This is a genomic window from Bifidobacterium amazonense (assembly GCF_018555435.2).
GTDB classification, from domain to species: Bacteria; Actinomycetota; Actinomycetes; order Actinomycetales; family Bifidobacteriaceae; genus Bifidobacterium; species Bifidobacterium amazonense.
In genome coordinates this window covers 13,534-37,666 of record NZ_JAFEJT020000028.1, presented here as the reverse complement: position 1 = coordinate 37,666, position 24,133 = coordinate 13,534, and the positions used below count along the sequence as shown (strand labels likewise).

Sequence of the window (24,133 nt, the reverse complement as noted above, 5' to 3'; positions counted from 1 at the left end):
AGCCTCTCAATCGTCAAACTGTCCCTGCGCGGGGAGCAAACTGGGAGCAAACTGACCCGCAGTTGACTGTTGCGCGTCTAATCGTTACCAGTTCTGCGAGGCCGCGCGCGAGACGCGGGCGAAGCGCTCCTCGAGCACGGTGTTGGTATGACCCTTGCCGTCTTTGCCCGGCCCCGACCGTCCGTGGTACTCCTCGACCGGCACGGGGTGGAACACCCGCCCACGCGTGACGATGAGCCGGCGCCGTTCGAGCGCGGCGAGCTCGTCGAGCGGATTGCCGTCCACGATGAGCAGGTCGGCGTCGTATCCGGGCGCGATCACGCCCGCCACGCCGGCCAGTCCGATCGCCGCGGCAGCGCGCGATGTGGCCGCCACGAGAATCTCCTCGCGCGGGATTCCGGACGCCTCCAGCTGGTGCAGTCCGTACAGGTATGCGTTGGGCGGGATGACCGCGCCGATGTCGTGCCCGGTGACGATCTTCACGCCGTGCCGGTACAGGTCGAGCGCGCGCGGCGCGATCGTCTCGCCCTCCACCGGCGGGTAGGAGGGTGGAGCGGCCACGTCCACGTAGATCCCTGCTTCGGCGATTTGATCGGCCAGGGCCGGATCGAACCGGGTGGTCCCGTCGTCGCTGATGAACGTGCCGTGGGCGATGTAGTCGACGCCCGCCTCGACGGCCCGGCGGATGCCCTGCGTGCCGTGCGCGTGCACCGCGACCGGATGCCCGAGCCGGTGCGCCTCGTCGACGAGCGTGCGCAGCTCCTCGACGGTGAACTGCGCCTTCCACTGCGCGGTGCCGGGCGTGAAGAACCCGCCGGTGGCCGCCGTCTTGATCGTGTCCACGCCGGCCTTGTGATGGTCGCGCACCGCATGGCGGATGTCGTCCAACGAGTCGACTTCGCCGCCGTCCTTCCAGTCGTGCCCGCCAGTGGTGGTGATCATCGCCCCGGCCGCCACGATGCGCGGCCCCGCGGCCAGACCGGCGTTGATCGCCTCGCGCAGCACCACGTCGGTGAAATACTTCGAGCCCAGCGACTGCGCAGAGGTGACGCCCAACGAGGCGAGCTGCCGCGCCCAGTGCAGGGAGTGCAGCGCGTTCCATCCCTGCACGTGGCGCGTCGGATCGGACACGTCCGGTGCGGATCCGGGCCGCGCGCCGAAATGCGCGTGCGTCTCCACGAGTCCCGGAAGCAGCGTATATCCCGAGTAATCCGCGCGCGTCCAGTCCGCGTATTCCACCGGCAGCGCGGTGGTCGGACCGACCCACGCGATGCGGCTGCCGTCCACCGCAACCGACTGGTCAGCAAGCACTTCGCCCGGCCGTCCCGTCAGCAGTCGCCCGACCGTGATCACGTACCGTTCGTGCGTTTCGATCACGCGCGCAGGGTCGGTTGCCGCATCGAGAATGCCGCCGTGCGCGTCGCCGCGGTCAATGACGTTGTCGTTCCCCATAATGAGTCCCCCTATGGTGTTGGTGTTCATACCCCGAGTGTCGATGCCGCGTGGCGGTTTTCTCTCACCGAGCGAGCCTCAGTGAGAGAAAACCGCCACGCGTGATCGCCCGCCGTGCGATCACGCGTTCCACGCGGCTCGGATGTCGTCCACGGTTTCGGTGAACGCCGGCTCGCCCCACGGCTGTGCGAACGCGCCGTCCGCGCCCGGCAGCAGGCCGATCGCGCGCCGGTCGTCGTCCGTGACCAGTCCCGGCGTGCCGTACAACCGCCTCGCATACTCCCACAGGTGCGGATAGTCGACCACGGCCGCGTCTGGCACGGGGAACGCGTTGCGATAGCCGATGTCGAACGTGAACAGCACTCCGAACAGGTGCGCGTCCGCGTCGGTCGGCTGGGAGCCGAGCAGATACGGGCTGCGCGAGAGGATGTCGTCAAGCCAGCCGAGCCGCGCGTAGAAGACGCGGCGCAATACGGCGTGCCGCTGCGCGCCGTGCAGGAAGTCGCGCCGGTCGAGCCGTTCGTCGTGCGGATGCTCGGATGACGCGATCACGGCGAACAGCGTGCCGATGAGATCCTGGTCGATGATCGCGTCCAGCCGGTCGATGTCGCGTGCCAGCGCGGACGGATACAGCGTGCCGGCGCGCGGCGAGAAGCGTTCGATGAGCCGGCTCAGTCGCGTCCAGTCGTCGCTGACCGCCGCGGTCGATCCGTCCGCGCGCGCCGCGTACAGCGTCACGTCGGGCAGTTCGTCGCCGTTGACGTCGGCGGTTTCGACGTTGATGGACGATGCCGATGACCGTCCGGCGGCGACGTTCGCATCGGCGTTGCCGCCGGCCACGCGCGCGGCGATGATCGCCGGCCACGCGCGCGGGTCGAGCGGGCTGGCGGACAGGACGAGCGGATACGGCTGCGCGCCGCCGCCGGATTCCGCGGCGATGTCGGCGAGCGCGTCGTCGGGGTTGAGCGGCAGCGCGGGCGCGGCCGGCTCGAAGAAGCCGAGTCGGCCGATGCCGCCGGGCGGCAGCTTGCGTGCGGAGGACGCCGGTTCGAACGAGACGGACACGTCGGTGGAGGTTGCGTTGGTCATGGATGGGTTTCCTTTGGTGAAGGGTGATTGGTGGCCGTGCGCGCGGCCGATGTGCGGTCCGCGACGGTCGGTTCGGGATCGGTTGGGACGGGCTCGACTGGTCTGATCAGCCGGCGACGTCGTGGTCGGTGTGCGTGAAGGTGAGCAGCCGCTGCCCGTGGTCGACGATGATCGTCTCCCAGTCGGGCCGGCGGTGGAAGCCGCACGCGTAGTAGAGGCGGTGCGCGGCGGTCATCTGCGGGCTGGAATGCAGCTCGACCGTCCGGTAGCCGTATGCGCGGGCCAGTTCGAGGCTGTGGCGCACCAGCGTGCGGCCGAAGCCGTGGCCGCGGCCCCATGGCGCCACGCCGAGGATGTTGAACGTGTAGTTGGCCTCGTGGTGGTCCTCTGGTTTGGGAGTGAGCACGGCGGCCTGCACGGCTCCGGCCCTGTCGAAGATGCCCCACACGTGTGCGGTTTCGGCGCGTTGCGCGATGCGGCGCAGTCCTTTGCCGTAGAAGTCGGTGACCCAGCAGCCGTCGTGGAACGCGGCGAACAGCGCGTCGCCCACCGCCTCGTATTCGTCCGGTTCGGCCAGCCGCAGCGTGAAGCCGTCGGGCAGATCCCATTGCAGCAGCGGCCGGGGGATGGGTGTCGGCCTTTCGGACGGTCCGGATGCCGCGGATGACGCTGCGGGTGACGCGGCGGCCGATGATGCGGCCGGCGTGGGATCGTTGCCGATGCGTGTTGCCATGCGTTCCTCCTGAATCGGGTGCGCCGGAAGATGCGCCGCGCCGGAAGCGGCACGAACGCCGATGAAAACCTGTGCGGATCATGTTCGCAGAACCGGGAGGGCAACACGTCGCCGGGCCTATCGGCATTGGTTGTGGCGATGTATAAGGAACGGTTATGTAGTCGTCATATGCCGCAAAACCGTTGGAAAACAAGGGATTTATGGTCGTGTCATAAACAGTGCGTATAGCCACGCCGTACTTTGGCCCGCGAACTTCCGATAGCGTGTGACCCATCGCAAGGGGCGATGCCCCCGAAACGAGACCGCCGTGCAGAGTGAAAACGGCCTCGCTCGGGGCACACGACAAGAGGGGAAAGATTCCTATGACCACCAAGAACACGATCAAGAAGGCGCTGGCGGCGCTCGCCACCGGCGCGCTGCTGGCCGGCGTGCTCGCCGGCTGCGGCGCGGCCACCGCCGACGAAGGCAGCGGCTCGGCGTCCACCGCCGCGTACAACCCGGTCAGCGTCTCCGGCACCGCGCCCGGCGGCGACCTGATCCCGACCAACTCGCAGGAGTCCGGCAAGAAGACGCTGGTCTGGCAGCTGTTCGACGGTCTGGTCGACGTCGATCCCGACACGCGCACGGTCCGCAACGAGGTCGCCAAGTCGATCACCTCCGACGACCAGCAGACGTGGACGATCACGCTCAACCAGGACCGCAAGTTCTCCGACGGCACCGCGGTGAAGGCCGACAACTTCATCAAGGCATGGACGTGGGGCGCCGACATCGCCAACGCGCAGATCGCCTCCGGCGACCTCGCCGTGATCAAGGGCTACGACAAGCTGCACCCGTCCGACGGTTCGAAGGCCACCGCCACCGAGTTCGAGGGCCTCAAGAAGGTGGACGACCACACGTTCACCGTCGAGCTGACCAGCCCGTATTCGAGCTTCGTGAACCTGCTGACCTCCGTGACGTTCTACCCGCTGCCCGATTCGTTCTTCAAGGATCCGGACGCGTGGCGCAAGAACCCGGTCGGCAACGGCCCGTACAAGCTGCGTCAGGCCGTGGATGAGGCCACCGGAGCGTACTTCGACCTCAACAAGTACTACAAGGGCAACCGCACTCCGCACAACACCGGCCTGTACGTGCGCTTCTACACCGACAGCTCGGCCGCCTACCAGGACGTGCTCGCCGACAACCTCGACATCACGTCGCCCGGCGGCGCCGACCTGCTGACCGCGAAGGACGATTTCGGCGACCGTCTGGTCGAGCCGGCCATCACCGGCCCGAACACCACGATCACGTTCCCGCTGTGGGACGACTTCTGGAAGAGCAGCAACGGCCTGAAGGTGCGTCAGGCGATCTCGCTGGCCATCGACCGCGAGGAGATCGTCGACAAGGTGTTCAACGGCTATGCCGTGCCCGCCAAGGACTTCACCGTCAAGGGCCTCAACGGCTGGAGCGACTCCATCAAGGGCTCCGATGTGCTTGAGTTCAACGTGACCAAGGCCAAGGCGCTGCTCAAGGAGGCAGGCGGCTACACCAAGGAGCTGCCGATCTACTACAACGCCGACGGCGCGCACAAGCAGTGGGTCGAGGCGGTGGCCAACCAGATCAAGAAGAACCTCGGCATCAACGCCGTTCCGAAGCCCACCACCACGTTCTCCGACTTCCTGCAGAAGCGTGCGGACCACCAGTTCACCGGCCCGTGGCGCGCCTCCGAGATCCCGTTCAACCCGGGCCTCGACGACATGCTGCGCAACGTGTACTCCACGTCCGGCTCCGCGAACTCCGGCTCCGAATGGCAGTCCGACGCCTTCGAGGCCAAGCTGAAGGAAGGCTGGCAGCAGAAGGACACGGACGCCGCGAACGAGAAGTTCAACGAAGCCCAGGAGATCCTGTTCCAGGACCTGCCCGCCATCCCGCTGTGGTACACGAAGATCCCGAACGTCTACTCCACCAAGGTCTCCAACGTGCACACCAACGTGTTCGGCAGCACGCTGTACCTCGTCGAAAAGCAGTAGCGCGGGCCCGCAAGCCTACGGCCATCATGGCCACCGAAACCGCCACCGCAACCGAAGAAACCGCTGCGGACGGACCTGCCACCGGGTCCGTCCGCTCACGCGCCCGCCCGCCGCCATCATGCCGCCATCAAGGAGCCACCCATGCCAGACGCAGACTACGAAGCATACGACCGCCGCACGCAGCCGGCCGCCGACCCGATCGCCGACCCGAACCTCACCGCGCGCCTCACCCCGGCCAGCGCGAGGAAGACCCTCGTCACCCGTGACGGAGCCAGCCTCGACTACACCGTCACCGCCGGCTATTTCGACCTGACCGAGGAGAACATCGGCGGCCCGCTCGCCGAGGACGCCACGGTCAAGGCGCGCGTCTTCCTCACCCAGTACGTCGCCGACGCGGCCGACAACAACCGCACCGCAAACGGCGACGATCCGCGCCCGGTCATCTTCCTGTTCAACGGCGGCCCCGGCAGCTCGTCCGCATGGCTGCATCTCGGCCTGTTCGGCCCGCGCATCGTCGACGTGGTGAAGGAGGACGGCGTCACGCCGAAGCGCCCGCCGTACGCGCTGCGTGACAATCCCGACTCGCCGCTCGCGTTCGCCGACCTGGTCGTCGTCGACGCGATCTCGACCGGCTATTCGCGCGTCGCCACCGGCGAGGCCGCCGACCAGTACCACGATTCGGACGTCGACGTGGAGGCGATGACGAACATCATCCGCCTGTGGATCACGCGCAACCGTCGCTGGAACTCGCCGCTGTACATCGCCGGCGAATCGTACGGCGTGCTGCGCGGCAGCGCCGTCACCGACCGTCTCGCCATCCGCTACGGCATCTACCTGTCCGGCCTGATCCTCATCTCCTCGCCGATCACGCTGGGACGCATGGACTTCGCGCCGGGCACGATCCTCGGCCATCACGCGTTCCTGCCGACCTACGCGGCCGTGGCGCACTATCACGGCTTCAACGCCGACCGCACGCTCGACGACGTGCTCGCCGAAGCCGAACGGTTCGCCGACACCGACTACCTGTGGGCGCTCAATCAGGGCCACCGGCTGCCGGACGACAAGCGCCGCGAGATCATCGCCACCTACTCCCGCCTGACCGGACTGGACGAGGCGTATGTCGAGCGCGCCGACCTCAAGGTCACGCCGTCGCAGTTCCGCGCCGAACTGCTGCGCTCGCAGGGTCGCGTGGTCGGCCGCAACGACGGCCGGTTCACCGGCTGGGACCGCAACGGACTGGGGGAGACCCCGGCCGGAGACCCGGCCGACCAGGTGCTGCGCGGCGCGTTCGCGGCCGGCATCAACTCGTATCTGCGGCAGGAGGTCGGCTACGAGAACGACCTGAGCTACGAGATCGACACGACGCGCGTCAAGCCGTGGAACGTGCCGCAGAACCACCGCCGCAACCCGTTCCACGTGCTGCCCGAACTATCGAAGGCGCTGCGCACGAACCGCACGCTGCGCGTGCTCTACCAGGTCGGCCACTACGATCTGTGCACGCCGTTCTGGGGCATGGTCAGCGACGTCGCGCTGCTCGAGATCCCGCCGGAACTGCGCGGCAACGTGCGCATCAGCGAATTCGACTCCGGACACATGATCTACGTCGACGACGCGAGCCGCATCCGCGAATCGGCCGACATCCGCCGGTTCGTCACCGAGGAATAAGCGCGGGGCGCGACGCACGCGACGCAGCAATCGCAGCAATCCCAGCAATCAGTCAGCAACCGAATACAGGAGCAGCATTGGCACGCTACATTCTCTCCAGACTCGAACAGGCGGTGGTGGTCATCTTCGTGGCCACGCTGCTCCTGTACGCGCTGGCCTACGCCATGCCGGGCGACCCGGTCGCGGCGCTCGCCGGCGAAAACCAGACGCTCGACGCCGCCACCCGCGCCGCGATCGCCGCGAAATACAATCTCGACAAGCCGTTCCTCGTGCAGTACGCGCTGTACCTGGGCCGCGTGTTCCACGGCGACCTCGGCACCACGTTCGCCGGACGGCCCGTCACCGAGGTGATCGCGACGGCGTTCCCCGTCACCGCCCGTCTTGCGATCATCGCGATCGTGATCGAAACGATCGTCGGCGTGCTCGTCGGCCTGCTCGCCGGACGACGCAAGGGCAGCGGATTTGATTCGGTCGTGATGACGATCACGATGATCCTGCTCGGCATCCCGTCGTTCGTGCTCGCGTTCGCCGTGCAGTACTTCTTCGGCGTGAAGCTGCGCTGGATGAAGCCCACCGTCTCCGAATTCGCCACGTGGGGCGAGCTGGTCGTGCCCGCGCTCGTGCTCGCGGTCGGCTCGATCGCGTTCCTGATCCGCTTCACCCGCTCCGGCGTGGTGGACGCGCTCAACTCCGACCATGTCAAGGCGGCCCGCGCCCGCGGCATCCACGAGTGGCGCATCGGCCTCGCGCACGTGCTGCGCAACGTACTCATCCCGATCGTCACCGTGATCGGCACCGAGTTCGGCGGCCTGCTCGGCGGCGCGATCATCACCGAATCCGTGTTCAACATCCCCGGCTTCGGCCAGCAGGTCTACCAGCACATCATCCGCGGCGAAACCGCGCCGACCGTATCGCTCGTCAGCGTGCTGGTCATCATCTTCGTCACGGTCAACCTGCTCGTGGACCTGCTGTACGCGGTCCTGAATCCGAAAGTGAGGTACGGCAGCCATGAGTGAGCCGAACGTCAAGCAGTCTTCCGGTCGCAAGCCGGCGGCCAAGCCGCGCAAGTCGTACTCCTCCTTCGGCCAGGCGTGGCTGCGCCTGCGCGTCTCGCCGCTGTTCTGGATCTCCGTCGTGATCATCGCGTTCCTGCTCGTGCTCGCGATCTTCCCGTCGCTGTTTACGTCGCACACGCCCGACCGCTGTGATCTGGGCGACTCGCGCGCGCCGGCCGGCGGCGAATACCTGCTCGGCGCCGATCTGCAGGGCTGCGACATCATGGCCAACATCGCGTACGGCGCGCGTGCGTCGCTCACCGTCGGCGTCGTCTCGTCGCTCGGCGCGACCGCGGTCGGCGTGATCATCGGCATCGTCGCCGCGTATTTCGGCGGCTGGGTCGACGCGCTGCTGTCGCGCATCTCCGACGTGTTCTTCGCGATCCCGCTGATCCTCGGTGCGATCGTCGCCATGCAGGTCACCGAACACCGCAACGTGTGGACGCTCTCCGCGATCCTGATCTTCTTCGGCTGGACCAACACCGCGCGCATCGCACGCTCCGCCACGCTCGAGGTGCGCACCAAGGAGTACATCGCCGCGGCGCGCCTGCTGCACGTGCACAACGGGCGCATCCTGCTCACGCACATCCTGCCGAACATCATCGCGCCGATCATCGTGGTCGCCACGATCGGCATCGGTGGGCTCATCGCGGCCGAAGCGTCGCTGAGCTACCTGTCCATCGGCCTGCCGCCGAACATCCCCAGCTGGGGCAAGGCCATCGCCGACGGGCAGAAGGTGCTGCGCGTGAACCCGGGCATCATGCTGTGGCCGGCGCTCGCGCTCACCCTCACCGTTCTCGCGTTCATCTCCCTCGGCGAAGCGATCCGCAACGCCTTCGGTTCTCGAAAGGACAGCCGATGACCCTCGACATCACGAACCTGCGCATCGCGTACCCGCATGGCCGCACGGACAAGCCGGCCGTCGAATCGTTCTCGCTGAGCGTCGGGGCGAACGAACGCGTCGCGATCGTCGGCGAATCCGGTTCCGGCAAGTCGACCGTCGCCAACGCGATCATGGGCCTGCTGCCCGGCAAGGCGAGTGTGACCGGTTCGATCAAGCTCGACGGCACCGAACTCATCGGCCTGCCGACGCGAGAATGGTACAAGGTGCGCGGCGCGCAGATCGGCTACGTGCCGCAGGATCCGATGCTCTCGCTCAACGAGGTGTGGACGATCGGCTACCATTTCCGCGAAACGATCGCGACGCACCGGCTCGTCCCGCACGAGGACGGCCGCGACGCGTGGCGCAAGCTCGCCGCCGACCGTCTGCGCGAGGTCGGTCTCAACGATGCGGAACGCGTGCTCAAGCAGTATCCGCACCAGCTGTCCGGCGGCATGCGCCAGCGCGTGCTCATCGCGCTCGCCCTGCTCGCCCGGCCGAAGCTCATCATCGCGGACGAGCCGACCAGCGCGCTCGACGTGGTCGTGCAGAAGCAGATCCTCGACCTGCTCGAGGACCTCACGGACCGTCTCGGCTCGTCGCTGATCCTCATCACGCACGATCTGGGGCTCGTCGCCGACCGCTGCACGCGCGTGAGCGTGCTCTACCGCGGCGACCAGGTCGAAACCGGCTCGATCGACGAGGTGATCCGCGCGCCCAAGCAGGCGTACACGAAGCATCTGCTCGAGGCCGTGCCGAAGCTCTCCGCCATCCGTTCGCGTGCGTTCAACGACTTCAAGGACGCGGAGAAGGTGCTCGAAATCCGCCACCTGTACAAGGAGTACCCGCTCAAGCGGTCCGGCTGGTTCTTCAACCGGCACGGTGCGAGCATCCTGCAGGCGTCCGACGACGTGAACCTGACCGTGCGCAGCGGCGAATGCCGGGCGCTCGTCGGCGAATCCGGCTCCGGCAAGTCCACCATCGCGAAGATCGTGATGGGACTCGAGAAGCCGACCCGCGGCGACGTGATCATCCAGGGCCGCAACCGTTGGGACATCCGTGGCCAGGAGCTCGACGAGCAGGCGCACCACATCCAGATCGTGTTCCAGGATCCGTACGCCTCGCTTGATCCGCAGTTCACCGTGCAGCGTACGCTGCTCGAACCGTTCGCCGTGCACCACCGCCAGTGGAGCGCCGACGAGCGTTACGAGCGGATCCTGCACTTGTTGGAACTGGTCGGATTGGACGAGGATCTGCTGGGCCGCTACCCGGACGAACTGTCCGGCGGCCAGCGCCAGCGCGTCGCGATCGCGCGTGCGCTCGCGCTCGAACCGGAGATCCTAGTGCTCGACGAGGCCGTGTCCGCGTTGGATGTGATCGTGCGCGCGCAGATCCTCGAGACGTTGCGCGACCTGCGCGAACGGCTCGGCCTGTCGATGCTGTTCATCACGCACGATCTGGCCGTGGTGGCCGAGATCGCGGATTCGGTGTCGGTGATCAACCACGGGCGGATCGTGGAGAGCGGCGCGGTGTCGGACGTGTTCCTCAACCCGCAGGACGACTACACCAAGGAGCTGCTCGCGGCGGTTCCGGGGCGCGCGGCGTTCTGATCCGAAATCGCGCTTGCGCGCGATGCTGTGTTGTTCAGTGGCATCTGAAGCTGGCGGAGCCTCGGCCCCCTCACTGAGGGGACATCGCCGTGAAGCAAACGCCGGAGGCGTTTGTAGGCGATGTGCGAGCCGACAGGCGAGCCAGCAGAACGCGGGCGAAGCCCGTCCATAATGGCAGGACCTGTCCGGCGTAGCCGGACTGGGGGAGCTCCGCGGCCGTAGGCCGCCAACAAACAGCATCGCGCTTGCGCGATTCCTCTGCTTACAGACACACGATGCAAATGCAAGCGGATGATCGTATAGTGGATGGTGGAACACGCCAAAAGCGCGTTCCGACCATGCGGTTTGGCCATGCGTCCGACCTTTTGGATCCTTCGTTCGACGGGTCGGCGTGCCGGCCCCGCCGCACCGAACAACGATCCCAAAAGGAGAAACGCCATGTACGACATCATTCGTCCGGTTGCATACGCCACCAACAACATCATCTGGGCCCCGGTTCCCGCATCCCAGAACAATCATCCGATCAACCCCATCGCCGACAGGCGCTAACGCCCGTCAACCCGGTGGTAGCCGATATCGGATGCCGGCGTCGGCCCGCGGCGTGCGATCCTTGTATGATTGCTGCCCGCCTGTGGCCTGACGCCGGCGCGGCTGATTCTTTACATCCTTTGCATCCTTTGTACCCTTTATCCGACCGCGCCGTTTCCGAGTGTGAGGACGCCGATGTCCCCGCGCGGCCATAACGCCGCATAAGCTTTTCCCGGCGGGTGCCCGTTGCGGTTTTTCTGAAGTTACGCGCCATTTTCCAACGCCAAGCGGCTTCCCCGCGTTGGAAAATGGCGCGTAATGCTATGGTTCTCGCCATGAGCCAACGCTGGAGTGCCTGTGGGCGTTGGAAACTGGTGAGTAGCGCCATGATTCTCTCCATACACCAACGCAAGGGGCCCGCTAAGCGTGGGTGTTTGGCGGTGAAAGCATGATCTCGCCATGAGCCAACGCGGGGAGACCGCTTGGCGTTGGTGGTTGGCGAGTAGCCTGTGGTTCTCTCCGTTTTCCAACGTGAATCCGCCTATCTGCGTTGGAAAACGGCGGGTGGCAACATGGTTCTCGCCATGAGCCAACGCAAAAGAGCCAGTCAGCGTTGGCTCATGGCGAGATGCCGTGAGGATGAGGCACGAGGAGGGGAGAGGCCGGCTACAGTCCCCAGCGCGTCAGTTCTTGTGCAGCTTCTCGTTGAGCTCGATGCCGGTCTTGCGGTAGCGCGCCTCGATGCGGCCGTTCACCGAGTTGCGGATGAACAGGATGTTGTCCTTGCCCGAGAGGTCCGCGCCCTTGACCACGTCGAGCGGCTCGCCCGCCGCGACCTTGGCCTTGTCGTAAACGGTGACCTTGGTGCCGGCGGTCACGTACAGGCCCGCTTCGACGACGCAGTTGTCGCCGAGCGAGATGCCGATGCCCGCGTTCGCGCCGAGCAGCGAATGCTCGCCGATGGAGTTGCGCAGCTTGCCGCCGCCGGACAGGGTGCCCATGATGGACGCGCCGCCGCCGATGTCGGAGCCGTTGCCGACGACCACGCCCTGCGAGACGCGGCCTTCGACCATGGAGACGCCGAGCGTGCCGGCGTTGAAGTTGACGAAGCCGGCGTGCATGACGGTGGTGCCTTCGGCCAGGTGCGCGCCGAGGCGGACGCGGTCGGCGTCGCCGATGCGCACGCCGGTGGGGGTCACGTAGTCGATCATGCGCGGGAACTTGTCGACGGACAGCACGTTGACGAGCGTGGCGGGGGAGGCGTGCGGCAGTCCGACCTGCGCGGCGAACGCTTCGGCGGCGGTGATGGCGGCCGATTCGACGTCGATCTTGCGCAGTGCGAAGTCGTCGACGGCGAACGGTCCGTAGTTGGTCCACACGACGTTGGCGAGTTGGGCGAAGATGCCGTCGAGGTTGAGCGTGTTCGGCTTGGCGAGGCGCATGCTCAGCAGGTGCAGGCGCAGGTAGGCGTCGGCCGCGTCGGCGATGGGCGCGTCGAGGTCGGAGACGGTGAAGATGGGGATGCGGCGGATGCCGCGCGCATCGGCCTCGTCGTGCACGAGTGCGCCGAAGTTGTGGTTCGGACGGTCGGCTTCGGCCGGGGCGTCGCCGAGTGCGAGCTGCGGATACCAGACGTCCAGCGTGGTGCCGGCGGCGTCCACCGACGCCAGACCCCAACCCCATGCGGTGCGTTCGTTTGCCATGTTGGTTCTCCTTAACGGTAAGCGTTGACGATTCCCAGCATAGGATGCGGCGTCGCCCGTCCGTCTCGCGCGATTCGTGGGGTGGACTTGCGGGGTGGACTGGCGGTGCGGACTTGCGGTGCGGATCGGCGGGATGGATTGGCGGGATGTGCTGATGGGTTGTGCCGGTGGGCTGGGTTGGCGCATTGAACTGGCGCGTTGGATTAACGAGTTGGATTGACGGGTTGTTCGACGGTCCGGGTCGACCGGTTTGTCTTGTTGCGGTGGGACTGCAGGTCTGGTTTGTGGATTGTGATGATGATTTTGATAGCGTTTTCATTCGGTTTTCGACGACTGTCGCCGGGATTTGCATACCAGTTCAACGGAGTGTGACTGGCGCGCATCTCATCTGATGGACGACTGAAAGTGGACTGATTATGCAAGCGTAATCACGACACGCCGTGTGTCTGATCGGTGAAAACTAGCGTATTTATTGGCATGATAACGATGCCTTTTCTTGCAATACCCCCTATTACGGGTTGATGGAGTTGCGTACTGAAAGCGTTCGCAGTATCGTGAAAGGCAAAGAGATGCGATAGGCGACTGAAGCCTACGGAGGTGAAGATCGTTTCCGCTTGTATGTGCGGAAGCGACTATTTTGCAAACGTATGCCCAGTGTCCTGAATGGCTGTATATGCCGTCCGACAGGCCCGTCGCACCATCGAATGGAACACCTACCTGGCGGAAACGCGCGTCGCAGCGGTCGCGAGTTCCCGCCAAGAGCCACGAACCGACAAGCCAAGGGCGGCGCCACCACCCAAAGGAGAGACGATGAGCATGCGGAGCATAACTTGGAACCGGGGAGGGATCTATACTCGGCGTCTTGCCGCGTCCGCCCTCGCCATCTCCATGATGCTCGGCACCGCCCTCACCGGTATCATCACCGCTCCTATCGCCGCCTATGCCGATAACGGTAGTGATGACGGTGCTTTATGCACGCCCACCGAGCAATCGATGGGTACTGATGCCAACCCCGCATCGGATCGCGATTCCGGCGTCGCCACCTGGGTTGGCGGCAACATGTACGTGGGCAGGAAGCCGACCGACACCGCCGCATGGACGAATGGTACCGGACCCGACGGCTCGTACGCCGTGGAGGCCGAGGGCCTGACGGTCGTCAACGGCAAGTTGATGATGAACCCGCTCAAGAATTCGTGGAGCGGTGCCGGTTTCCGTTTCGGCATCGCCGGTTTCGGCACGCAGTTCACTCCCGCGAAGAACAGCACGACCCTGGTGGTGGGCGGCAACACCAACGACACGAGCCTGCCGGATTGGTCGAATGTTCAGGCGTGGACCCATTCCGGTTTCCTGCGTGAAAACGGTCATATCGCGTCGATCGCCGGCGCCAGTTCCGACCGTTGGGGTGCGCCGAAGGGAACGCTGTCCCTTGACAAGAACCCGGCGAACACGGATGCTTCGGTCAACTGGAACGTGACCGATCCGATGGAGAACGTCACCGTCAAGAGCAGTGACAATGACACCGACACCAGCGACGATATCAGGAATCTTTCCGAGTCCGAGTACTACCAGGACTACGTCGTCGATGACATCTCCGCCCCGCTGGCGTTCCAGACCGCGACCGGCACGGTGTCGCAGGGCGTCTCCACGCTGAGCACGTTGACCCGCCATAAGTACAACTATTACGACACCGGCAAGGGCGACGCCAGCTCCATTGAGTACGTGTTCAACTACAACGATGACACGAAGAACGGCACCGGCCGTGGCCTGGAGACCACCGATTCCTACACGAACCGCGAGAAGCTGATCACGTTCACCGGCACGAACAATCCGACGATGGAAGTGTTCAACCTCGATGCGAGCATGTTGACCGATTACATCGGCACCACCCGTTACCGTGGCGTGGCGTTCGCGTTCACGAACATCGCCGACACCGCGTCCATCGTGATCAACGTGACCGGCAGCAGCGAGAACATCTCCTTCCACAACGGCTGGCAGTTCTGGTGGAACGGCCAGGAAATCTCCGACGGGACTCGAACTATAACCGGACCAGCGAAGACGGCCAGAAGAAGCAGGCGCTGTACGCGAAGGCCGCGCAGAAGATCCTGTGGAACTTCCATGACACGAACAACCTCACCATCTACGGCGGCATCGCCAACGAGGGCACCGACAAGTACACGGAGGACGACCCGGCCGCCGCGATGCTCGGCAGCATCATCGTGATCGGCAACGCCGACTCCGGCGACGGCGCCGGCGACGCGGACAACACGACCGGCAACTTCGAATCGCATGTGACCACGAACGGCCGCGTGTACACGGAGGGCGACTTCTCCATGCACAACCCGCACTTCGCGGCGAAGTTCACCCAGCAAGGTGCCAACGACGGCGACTCCGCGTCCGTGATCGATATGGATCAGGAGCGTCATAACTTCCCGTGGAGCGGTCAGACCACGACCGAGTGCGCGGCGATCGCATGGCAGAAGGCGGACGAGGCCGGCAACGGCTTGGCCGGCACCACGTGGGCGATCTACGGCACGTACGCCGACGCCGTGGCCGGAACGAACGCCCTGTACACCGCGCTGAAGGACGACGACTTCGCCGATAAGGACACCACGACCATGGGCGGGTTCAAGGTCGAGGGTCTGAAGCCGAACGCCACGTACTACATCAAGGAAGTCGCCACCGGCAACGACGACGAATACCAGTTGAACACGAACATCTACTACGTGAAGACCGGTGACGCGAACACGATCGAAAATGTGACCAAGTCGGTCACGAAGAGCGCGGACGGCACGTATACGTACGGCACGGCTGATATGACGAACGGCAAGATCATCAACCACCCGTCCGGTCACGAGGTCGCATGGAAGAAGATCGCGGAAGGCGACAGCTCGGCTACGCCGCTCGCCGGTTCCGCCTGGCAGATCAGCAAGCAGGGCGACACCACTGGAACGCAGGTTTGGGACGTCGCGGATAACGTGAACGCCGCCACCGGCGTGACCGTCACTCCATCGTCCGCCACGCTCGACTCGTCCAATAGCTACAAGACGACGCTCAAGGCCTCGGTCCAGCCGATGGACGCCGTGCAGAACGTCACTTGGACGTTCACCGATCAGAACGGTACTCCGATCGATAACGAAACCGACGCCGTCCTGAGCAAGACGAGCGAACTGCGCGCGGACATCATCGGCACGGCGATCGCGGATACGGCCGTGTACGTAAAGGCATGCTCTGTTTCCAATCCTGATATATGCAGTGACCCGGTCACTATCACGGTGAAGGCCGCGAACGTGACGAGTTTCGAGGTCAAGGATTCCGACGGTAAGTCGGTTGCGAACGGCAGCATGATTACGGCTAGTGGAGTGAACGCCGACCTGACGTTCACAGCGACCTCGACCCCGAGCGTGCCGGTCGCGTGGACGACCAGTGATGAAAACGTCGCCTCGTTAAGCACGTCCAACAACGGCGCCAGTGCGACCGTGCACATGGTCGGCTTCGGTACGGCCACGATCAGCGCGCAGGCTGGTAACCGGAAGATCTCGTTCACGGTCACGACGCCGAGCACGACCGTGTACTTCAAGAAGGAGAACGGCTGGCAGTCGAACGTGTACCTGCAGTATCAGGACGCGAACGGCAGCTGGCATAACGGCACGAGCGGCGCGTTGATGCAGGACGCCGGGTGCAACGCCGACTATCTGATCGCGACAATCCCGCAGGTGACCAAGGGCGGGTTCCTGTTCTACAACGGGGATACGAAGGCCTACTACAAGTTGAACGGCAAGGACAACTTCGCGTTCAACGAGAGTGCGTCGATCACGGTCGCCAATGGCGGCCAGTCGAACGGCGCCCCGTCCGGTTGCCCGGCCACTACGGCTTCCGCCACATCGGCTGCTGCGCTGGTTCAGTCCGATTCGGTTGAATCTGATTCGGTTACGTCTGATTCGACGGAGTCCGATGCGTCCGAGCTGTCTCTCGCCGACGGCGTGACCGAGACGAATGCTGAGTCCGATGACGCCAGCGATTCCGCCGTGACGGCGCTGGACGTGCAGTCCGACGAGATTGGTGTGAGTCTTGCGGCCGACGAATCGCAGTCGAAGACGGCGTCCTGCATTGCTACGGACGGGACTGCTGGTCATCCTGGCACGAAGTGCGACATCGACACGAAGGCCGGCCAGTTCAAGGTCAACGGTCTGGCCACGGGCACGTACCTGCTCAAGGAAACCGCCGCGCCGGACGGATACACGATCAACAAAACCGTATATGTGTTCGAGATCACGACCGGTGGCACCGTGGCATGGAAGGGCGGCTACGAGGACGGTAATACATCCGGCACGCTGGACAACACCCTCAAGCCGGACTTGACCCACGGCAACGCGATCTCCGATAAGTCGACCGAAATGAAGTGGTACAAGGTCAGTTCGGAAGATCCGAATGCTGCCAATGGTTATCTGAAGGGTGCGCAGTGGCAGTTGGTGCGTGTGAAGGACGGGGCTAACAAAGATATCGCCACGGCTGATCAGACGACGTACTGCGTGGTCGATGGTAACGGCGACGGCAAGTCGGACAGTGGCGGCAACCTGATCTGTCCCAAGACTGATACCGCTGGCGCCACGATCACTCGTCTGACCGATGTGAGTAATACGGAAACGACCGGCACCACCATCACGGTGAAGAATGAAGCTGACGGCATCATCAAGATCACCGGCCTCACGTTCGGCACCTATGAGATGACCGAAACCGTCGCACCGGAAGGCTACGACCTGTCGACGGCCACCTACACATTCACCATCGACCAGACCTCCACAAGCGACAAGACGGTGGAAATCAAGATGACCCCTGCCGAGGGCAGCGCCGGCACACCTGTAACCGGTAATCGCATCACGAACCGGCCCGGCGCCGAACTTCCCGACACCGGCGGCGAAGGTACCAAGGTCTTCCTGTGCTCGGGCGTGATCGCCGTCCTTGTGGCGACGCTCGGTCTGTCCCTGATGGCAAGGAGGTGTCGCTCATGAGAATCCACTCGAAGGGAGGCTCCTACCCGTAACGTTCGAGGCCTCGCCATATGTGCCTACGGGAAGAACGGACTCGCCCGCGGCGAGACGGTATTCCCCGCGTTGCCTCAATAGGAGCATGGACTCGCCTACGGCGAGACTGTGTTCCCCGTGCCGCCGCCGGCGGCACTCAGCGCTGGCGGAGCCTCGGCCCCCTCGGCTGAGGGGGCTGTCAGCCGAAGGCTGACTGGGGGAGCGTACACCCCACACCCCCATAACTCAACGATCCAACCCCAAAAGGGTTGCCCCTTACCCCAAGTTTTCATAACTTAACAACCCAAATCAAGGAAGATCACTCAAAGGAGTAATCATGAAGAAGTTAGGAAAGGCCCTCCTAGGCCTCGTCGCCGCCGTGGCGATGCTGTTCACAGGTCTTACGATCCCTACCGTTGCCATGGCGGAGGATGGGGAAACGACCACCACCACGGCGTACACGATTACCGTGAAGAACAATGTGTCCGGTTACGTGTACAGCGCGTATCAGGTGTTCGCCGGTGATCTGGACGACAAGGGCGTCCTGTCGAACATCACCTGGGGTTCCAACATCGATGCGACCGGCCAGAGCGCGATCATCACGGCTCTGAAGGGCGATGCCACGTTCGGCTCCGGAACCGATAATGTGTTCGCCGAGGCCGATGTGCAGTCCGCGGCGGATGTGGCGAAGGTGCTTGGCGACAACTATTCCGCCAATACGGACGACGCTGATACGGTGAAGGCCTCGAAGGCCGCCGCGGTGGCCAAGTTCGCCGAGATCGTCGGCGAGCACACCTCCGGCACGGCCACCACATCCACGATGGAGGGAACCGGCGAGAGCGCGACGTACAAGATCAGGGTTCCTTCCCCTGGCTATTACCTGGTGAAGAACACTCAGGTTCCGTCCGATGCGGAGAACGCGTTCGGCACGGACTACATCCTCGAGGTGGTCAAGGACGTCGAGGTCGAGCCGAAGGGCGAGGTCCCGACCGTCGAGAAGAAGGTCAAGGACGTCAACGACTCCGATTCCACTAAGACGGATAACAACCAGTGGCAGGATTCCGCCGACCATGACGTGACTGATACGGTCTCCTACCGTCTGAAGGGCACGCTGCCGAACAACTACGGCGACTATGACTCCTACAAGTACCAGTTCACCGATGTCCTGTCCAAGGGCCTGACCCTCAATGCTGATAGTGTCAAGGTGTACGCCGTCAGCAAGGCCAACTACGACGACCAACTGACCTGCACCAGCAACGCCAAGAACAAGTGCGTGGAAATCAAGAAGCTTGCTGATAATGCCGATACGAACGATGCGACCGGCTACAAGCTGACCACCTCCACCACCGATACCGATCTGCTGAAGGGCGCCTATGAGGGCGGCACCGTGCTGCACGTCGACTTCGCCGACCTCAAGAAGGCCGTCGCCTCGGACAGCTCCGCTTTGAACATCGATCATGAGACCGTGATCATCGTCGAGTACACCGCGACCCTGAACAAGAACGCGAAGGTCGGTGCCGAGGGCAACCCGAACCAGGTGCGTCTGACCTACTCCAACAACCCGACCAACGGCGGTGATGGCAATACCGGCCACACCCCGTGGGACAAGGTCACCGTGTTCACGTTCAAGATCACCGTGAACAAGAAGGACAACCTGGACAACGATCTCGGCAACGCCGCGTTCAAGCTGTCCAAGTGGAACGGCAACGAGTGGCAGGAAGTCAAGGACTACAAGACTGAAGCGACCGACACCAAGTACACGTTCGAGTTCTCCGGTCTGGATGACGGCAAGTACAAGCTCGAGGAGTCCAAGACCCCTGACGGCTACAACACGTGGGCTGGTCTCGAGTTCTGGATCGTCTCCGAACACGATGCCACTAAGGATGACCCGCAGCTGACCTCCCTCAAGTTCTATAAGGTCAAGTCTGATGGCACCGCCGATACGACTGCTGAAATCACGGACTTCACCGGCATGGTGAACGCAGGTACGCAGACCGGCGTCGCGCAGATCACCGTCAAGAACTACCCCGGCTCCAACCTCCCGTCCACTGGTGGCATGGGCACTGTGATCCTCTACGCTCTGGGTGGCGCGTTCGTGGTCGCCGCTGGCCTGTGGTTCGGTCTGCGTCGTCGCTTCTCCAACCGCTGACCCCTCTAGGTGAGCCTCGCCTCGGTGGGGCTCACCGCCTCTCTAGACTCCTCTTGTCAGGGGAGCTGTCGGCGGAGCTGACTGAGGGGTAGTCGAAAGCCGTAACGCTTGGTGTCTGGCTATCCCTCGGTCCCTGGTTTCGCATGTCGATCGGCTTTCGCTCTTCGACTCTGATAAGCCGTTTGCTTGGCTTGTCTTGCAACTTTTTGTCATGGTGGATTGAAGTAAGGGATTTGGATTCATGAACGCAAACCATGGCCGGGTTTCCGGTGTGAGTGTGAGGGCGTTGTGGGTGCGCTGGCTGGCGTTCGCCCTTGCTTCGGTCTGCTCAATAACGCTTGCCGTGTCCATGCTGATCGTGGCCCCCGTGTTCTCGTCGACCGCGTATGCGGCGGAAGAGCAGGGGAGTATCACGGTCACTTACAAGGATGGTGATATCGCCATCGCGGGTGCGACTACGCACTTGTATCATGTGGCCGACTGGAACAGTTCCAATGATGGGTTCACGCCGACTTCCCAGTTCAAGGATTATGCCGTGGACTGGGACGTGTACAACATGGATTCGGAGACCTATCGTCAGTTGGCCGAAACTCTTGCCGGATACATTTCCCGCGACGGCTTGAAGTCGCAGGCTGATCAAACCACAGACTCTACCGGCGCTGCGGTGTTCAAGAACTTGCCGCGGGGATTGTATCTGGTGGTCATCGACCCGTACGAGGGTGATTCGCTGTCGTGTAAGAGCTCGGCGGTCCTGGTCGCCGTTCCCTCCGGTACCTCTGCGGATGTGTCGTTGGATGTGACGTTGACTCCGAAGACGGAGTGCAGTCCGAAAAAGACGCCTCCGCCGGATACTCCTCCCGAGACGGTGAAACGTAAGGTCGTCAAGAAGTGGGCGAACGACAGTGACTCCACACGTCCTTCCAAAGTGGTCGTCCAACTGCTTCAGGACGGCAAGGTGTACGCCGAGGCCGAGCTGAACGCGTCCAACGGTTGGTCGTATGAGTGGAAGGATCTTCCCTCCGGCCACGAGTATCGCGTGGTCGAGAAGACCGTGGCGGATAACTATACGGTGTTAATTGACCGCGAGTCTGACGAGACGATCGTCACGAACACGTACAATCCGCCGAATCCTCCGGATGACCATAATCCGCCGGATGACAGGACTCCTCCGCATGAGGATGAGAAGACCCCGCCGAATACGCCGGGTAAGAAGACTCCTCCTGCCGAGACCGGTTCGAACGTGTCCACTGCCGCCGCGTGCGCGGTCGGCCTGTCAGGCGCGGGTCTGGCCGTGCTGCGTATCCGCCGCCGGCGCATGACAGATAATTCCAAAGCTTGATGGCCTGGACGGGGCGTGGGGGTTCGTATTCCTCACCTCTCTTCACCTCGCGGATCCCCGTGTTGCCCGTCCACCCCATCTCTCGAATAAATAATCCGACCTTTCCGGGCTGTTCGTTACTCCTATTCCTGCAGCCCGGAAGGTCTTCTCTCATATCCGGGCCCCCGGCGGGGGACGCGTGTGGAAAGGATGATCGTATGACGGCGGCAGCGAAGCGGCACAGGCGTCCCCTCGACGTGGTTTCCGCGGTCGTCTCTGCGTTCTTCGCGGTCGTATTGGTCGTCGGTGTCGGCTTGTTGGCGTATCCGTCGGTGGCGGATTGGTGGAATCGCATGCACCAGTCACGGGCGGTGGCGACCTATATCGAGCAGACCGAGGACCTGAGCCAGGCGAAAAAGACGGCGATGCTCAAGGCCGCCCGGGAGTACAACGAGAAGCTGCTGTCCCTGTCGGATCGTTGGAGGCTTACCGACGAGCAGAAGAAGGAGTATGAGTCGGTATTGGACGTGTCCGGTACCGGGATCATGGGCTACGTCACCATCCCCAAATTGAAGGTGCGGTTCCCCGTCTATCACGGTACCGACGAGGGTGTGCTCCAGATCGCGATCGGCCATTTGGAGGGCAGCAGCCTGCCGGTCGGCGGCGCGTCCACGCACGCGGTCGTCTCCGGTCATACGGGTCTTCCCAGCGCGAAGCTGCTCACCGGCCTGGATACGCTCGTCAAAGGCGACACGTTCGCATTCCACGTGCTTGACGAGACGTACACGTATCAGGTGGATCAGATCAGCGTGGTCCTGCCCAACGAATTGGACAAGCTCAACATCGAGGACGGCAAGGACTATGCGACCGTGGTCACCTGCACCCCATACGGCGTGAACACGCACCGTCTGCTGGTGCGTGGCCATCGCATCCCGAACCCGACGACCCCGGATACGACCGACTATGACACGCCGGTGCGTACGTATACCACGGCGATCATCGCGGTCGCGGCGACGGTGCTCGTGGTCGGCGTGATCAGCGTCCGCTGGCTGATCGTACGACGCAGGCGGCCACACGGCGGACACTCCACCGACAACAACGTCAAACCCAATGGGATGGGCGGAACCGGTAACAATACCGTCGATCGTGCGAACGGCGCGAATTCCTCTGATGACGACTGGCTGTCGTTGTTCGAGGATGTCGGGTGAGAGGGGAGGTGACGTAGCGTAACGATGCGTGCCGTTCGTTGAACAACAAAGCAAGAAAGCGATGGCATCCATTGGTCACGTACGGCCGTGGATGTCCTGTTATTCCAAAGGAGGAATGATGAGTGACATCGAAGAGATTGAGAAGAAGTTCAAGCAGGGCTCTCCCAATGGGGCGTGGAAGCAGTTCATCAATTCAATTGAAATCAGCGGTATCCATGGGTGGGAAGGACAACGGCTAGATTTCAATTTCCCGGTCATGGCGGTTGTGGGCGAAAATGGTGTCGGTAAGAGCACCTTCCTTAAGGCCGCGGCGTGCGCGTATGCAAACCTGGCGGGCAAGACGTTCTACCCTTCGAAAATGTTCGTTAGTACGCAGTGGGATGAGGATGCATTGGCGAACGCGACGATTACGTATCAAGTACGCGAGGGCGATGAGTTCAAAAAACTGAAATGGAGGAAAGTAAACGATTGGGGTTTCACGCCGAAGACCGGCAAGCCCGAACGAAACGTGTTCTTCCTGGACGTATCTAGGACCCTGCCGTTGGATGCGACCGCCGGCTATGCGCGTATCGCGAAGCTGTCGAGTGAGGAAGCCGGTGCGGAGATCGTGCTGTCGGACAATAGCGTCAAGGAGCTTTCCTATGTGCTGGGCCGTGGGTATTCCAATGCGCGTTTCATTGCGACAGACGTCAACGAGAATCGGGAAGTGGGTCTGCTGAACACCGACGGTCATGAGTTCTCCCAGTTTCATCAGGGCGCTGGCGAGGATGAGATGCTGGATATGTTCAAGCTGTTGCAGGAAATTCCGGCGTTTTCGCTGCTGATCATTGACGAGGTGGAGAATTCGTTGCATCCGCAGGCACAGCGCAGGTTCGTGAACTATTTGTTGAATCTTGCGCTCAAGCGGAAGATTCAGGTGATCCTGTCCACGCACAGCCCGTTCGTGCTGGATACGCTTCCCCAATGCGCGCGAGTGATGCTGATGCGGCTTGCAGATCACAAAGAGATCATCAACGATGTATCCACGAACTTCGCGCTTTCCACGATCGACGAGGTCGGTCATCCGGAATTGTACGTGTATGTGGAGGACGATGCGGCGCAGGAAATGTTCTGGTCCATTATCAGGCTTGACGAGGAACGGTATCTGAATCTTGAGAAGAAGGTCGCCGTTAAGTATGTCGGCGGCTGGGATGTAGTCGATACTCTGGGCAAAATCGCCGGTGACGGGAAACTACCTTACCGTTCCATCGGTATCGTGGATGGCGACATGCGGAATAAAGCCAAGCACAGCATGGCCCTTCCGGGCACCATGGCACCCGAGAGGCAGGTGTTCCTTGATCTTCAGAAGAAGAACTGGTGCAGGCTGGATGAACGATTCAACGTCAGCTCGGGTGTTCTGTTCAAATACCTCAACGACGCGACCTTGGTCCCGGACCATCATTTGTGGACCAAATACGTCGGGGATAATCTGCATCTATCCAAAGACCATGTATGGCGAATCATAGTCGCGGAGTGGTGCAGGAACTGCTACGACGAAACGGACGCCCGAGCGTTCATCGACAAGATCTGTCAGGCGATTCAGCAATGAGCGTTAAGTGATGGGGCCTGGTTTTTGTTCCGTTCATAACGGAGGCGGAACAAAAACCAAGTCGCATTACCCCCCCGTTTCCTCATTTGGACTGTTTTCATTACCTCATTTGGACCGTTTCTGTTCCC

Annotated in this window: 15 protein-coding genes; 11 read left to right on the top strand and 4 right to left on the bottom strand. The window is 63.0% G+C overall.

The window, feature by feature from the left end; genetic code table 11:
- Positions 1 to 84 precede the first annotated feature (84 nt).
- The 3 genes from JS533_RS07780 to JS533_RS07770 form a co-directional block, all read right to left on the bottom strand.
- The gene (locus JS533_RS07780) at positions 85 to 1,452 is read right to left on the bottom strand and encodes an amidohydrolase family protein (RefSeq protein ID WP_241513867.1); all 1,368 of its coding nucleotides are present in this window, start codon (positions 1,450 to 1,452) and stop codon (positions 85 to 87) included.
- A gap of 120 nt (positions 1,453 to 1,572) precedes the next feature.
- Positions 1,573 to 2,541, bottom strand: coding sequence for a glutathione S-transferase C-terminal domain-containing protein (locus JS533_RS07775; RefSeq protein WP_241513866.1), 969 nt, complete (start codon positions 2,539 to 2,541; stop codon positions 1,573 to 1,575).
- Positions 2,542 to 2,647: 106 nt separating this feature from the next.
- Complete coding sequence (locus tag JS533_RS07770; protein WP_241513865.1) at positions 2,648 to 3,274, bottom strand: GNAT family N-acetyltransferase; 627 nt, start codon at positions 3,272 to 3,274, stop codon at positions 2,648 to 2,650.
- Positions 3,275 to 3,636: 362 nt separating this feature from the next.
- On the opposite strand from JS533_RS07770, the gene JS533_RS07765 reads away from it, so the two are divergent.
- The 5 genes from JS533_RS07765 to JS533_RS07745 all read left to right on the top strand — a co-directional run bounded on the left by JS533_RS07765 (position 3,637) and on the right by JS533_RS07745 (position 10,490).
- On the top strand, positions 3,637 to 5,280 hold the full coding sequence (locus tag JS533_RS07765) for a peptide ABC transporter substrate-binding protein (RefSeq protein WP_241513864.1): 1,644 nt from the start codon (positions 3,637 to 3,639) through the stop codon (positions 5,278 to 5,280).
- A 141-nt stretch (positions 5,281 to 5,421) separates the two neighbouring features.
- The gene (locus JS533_RS07760) at positions 5,422 to 6,945 is read left to right on the top strand and encodes a S10 family peptidase (protein WP_241513863.1); all 1,524 of its coding nucleotides are present in this window, start codon (positions 5,422 to 5,424) and stop codon (positions 6,943 to 6,945) included.
- 77 nt (positions 6,946 to 7,022) lie between these two features.
- On the top strand, positions 7,023 to 7,961 hold the full coding sequence (locus JS533_RS07755) for an ABC transporter permease (RefSeq protein ID WP_241513862.1): 939 nt from the start codon (positions 7,023 to 7,025) through the stop codon (positions 7,959 to 7,961).
- Positions 7,954 to 8,862 carry an ABC transporter permease gene (locus tag JS533_RS07750; RefSeq protein ID WP_241513861.1) on the top strand — a complete coding sequence of 303 codons (909 nt, stop codon included), beginning with the start codon at positions 7,954 to 7,956 and terminating at the stop codon, positions 8,860 to 8,862. Before JS533_RS07755 ends, JS533_RS07750 begins: the two co-directional genes overlap by 8 nt.
- On the top strand, positions 8,859 to 10,490 hold the full coding sequence (locus JS533_RS07745) for a dipeptide ABC transporter ATP-binding protein (protein WP_241513860.1): 1,632 nt from the start codon (positions 8,859 to 8,861) through the stop codon (positions 10,488 to 10,490). The genes JS533_RS07750 and JS533_RS07745 overlap by 4 nt, the downstream gene beginning before the upstream one ends.
- A gap of 1,211 nt (positions 10,491 to 11,701) precedes the next feature.
- Here the strand turns inward: JS533_RS07745 and dapD are convergent.
- Positions 11,702 to 12,721 (bottom strand): 2,3,4,5-tetrahydropyridine-2,6-dicarboxylate N-succinyltransferase, encoded by a 1,020-nt coding sequence (gene dapD / locus JS533_RS07740; RefSeq protein ID WP_241513859.1) that lies wholly within the window; start codon positions 12,719 to 12,721, stop codon positions 11,702 to 11,704.
- Between the two features lie 810 nt (positions 12,722 to 13,531).
- On the opposite strand from dapD, the gene JS533_RS07735 reads away from it, so the two are divergent.
- The 6 genes from JS533_RS07735 (at position 13,532) to JS533_RS07710 (ending at position 24,005) form a co-directional block, all read left to right on the top strand.
- Positions 13,532 to 14,941, top strand: coding sequence for a hypothetical protein (locus JS533_RS07735; protein WP_241513858.1), 1,410 nt, complete (start codon positions 13,532 to 13,534; stop codon positions 14,939 to 14,941).
- The gene (locus tag JS533_RS13805) at positions 14,920 to 17,730 is read left to right on the top strand and encodes a SpaA isopeptide-forming pilin-related protein (protein WP_338024171.1); all 2,811 of its coding nucleotides are present in this window, start codon (positions 14,920 to 14,922) and stop codon (positions 17,728 to 17,730) included. Before JS533_RS07735 ends, JS533_RS13805 begins: the two co-directional genes overlap by 22 nt.
- A gap of 349 nt (positions 17,731 to 18,079) precedes the next feature.
- Complete coding sequence (locus JS533_RS07725; protein ID WP_241513857.1) at positions 18,080 to 19,891, top strand: isopeptide-forming domain-containing fimbrial protein; 1,812 nt, start codon at positions 18,080 to 18,082, stop codon at positions 19,889 to 19,891.
- 241 nt (positions 19,892 to 20,132) lie between these two features.
- Positions 20,133 to 21,230 carry a Cna B-type domain-containing protein gene (locus JS533_RS07720; protein WP_241513856.1) on the top strand — a complete coding sequence of 366 codons (1,098 nt, stop codon included), beginning with the start codon at positions 20,133 to 20,135 and terminating at the stop codon, positions 21,228 to 21,230.
- A 197-nt stretch (positions 21,231 to 21,427) separates the two neighbouring features.
- A complete protein-coding gene (locus tag JS533_RS07715) occupies positions 21,428 to 22,417 on the top strand; it encodes a class C sortase (protein WP_241513855.1) in 990 nt (329 codons plus the stop codon).
- 118 nt (positions 22,418 to 22,535) lie between these two features.
- Complete coding sequence (locus JS533_RS07710) at positions 22,536 to 24,005, top strand: ATP-dependent nuclease (protein WP_241513854.1); 1,470 nt, start codon at positions 22,536 to 22,538, stop codon at positions 24,003 to 24,005.
- Positions 24,006 to 24,133 lie beyond the last annotated feature (128 nt).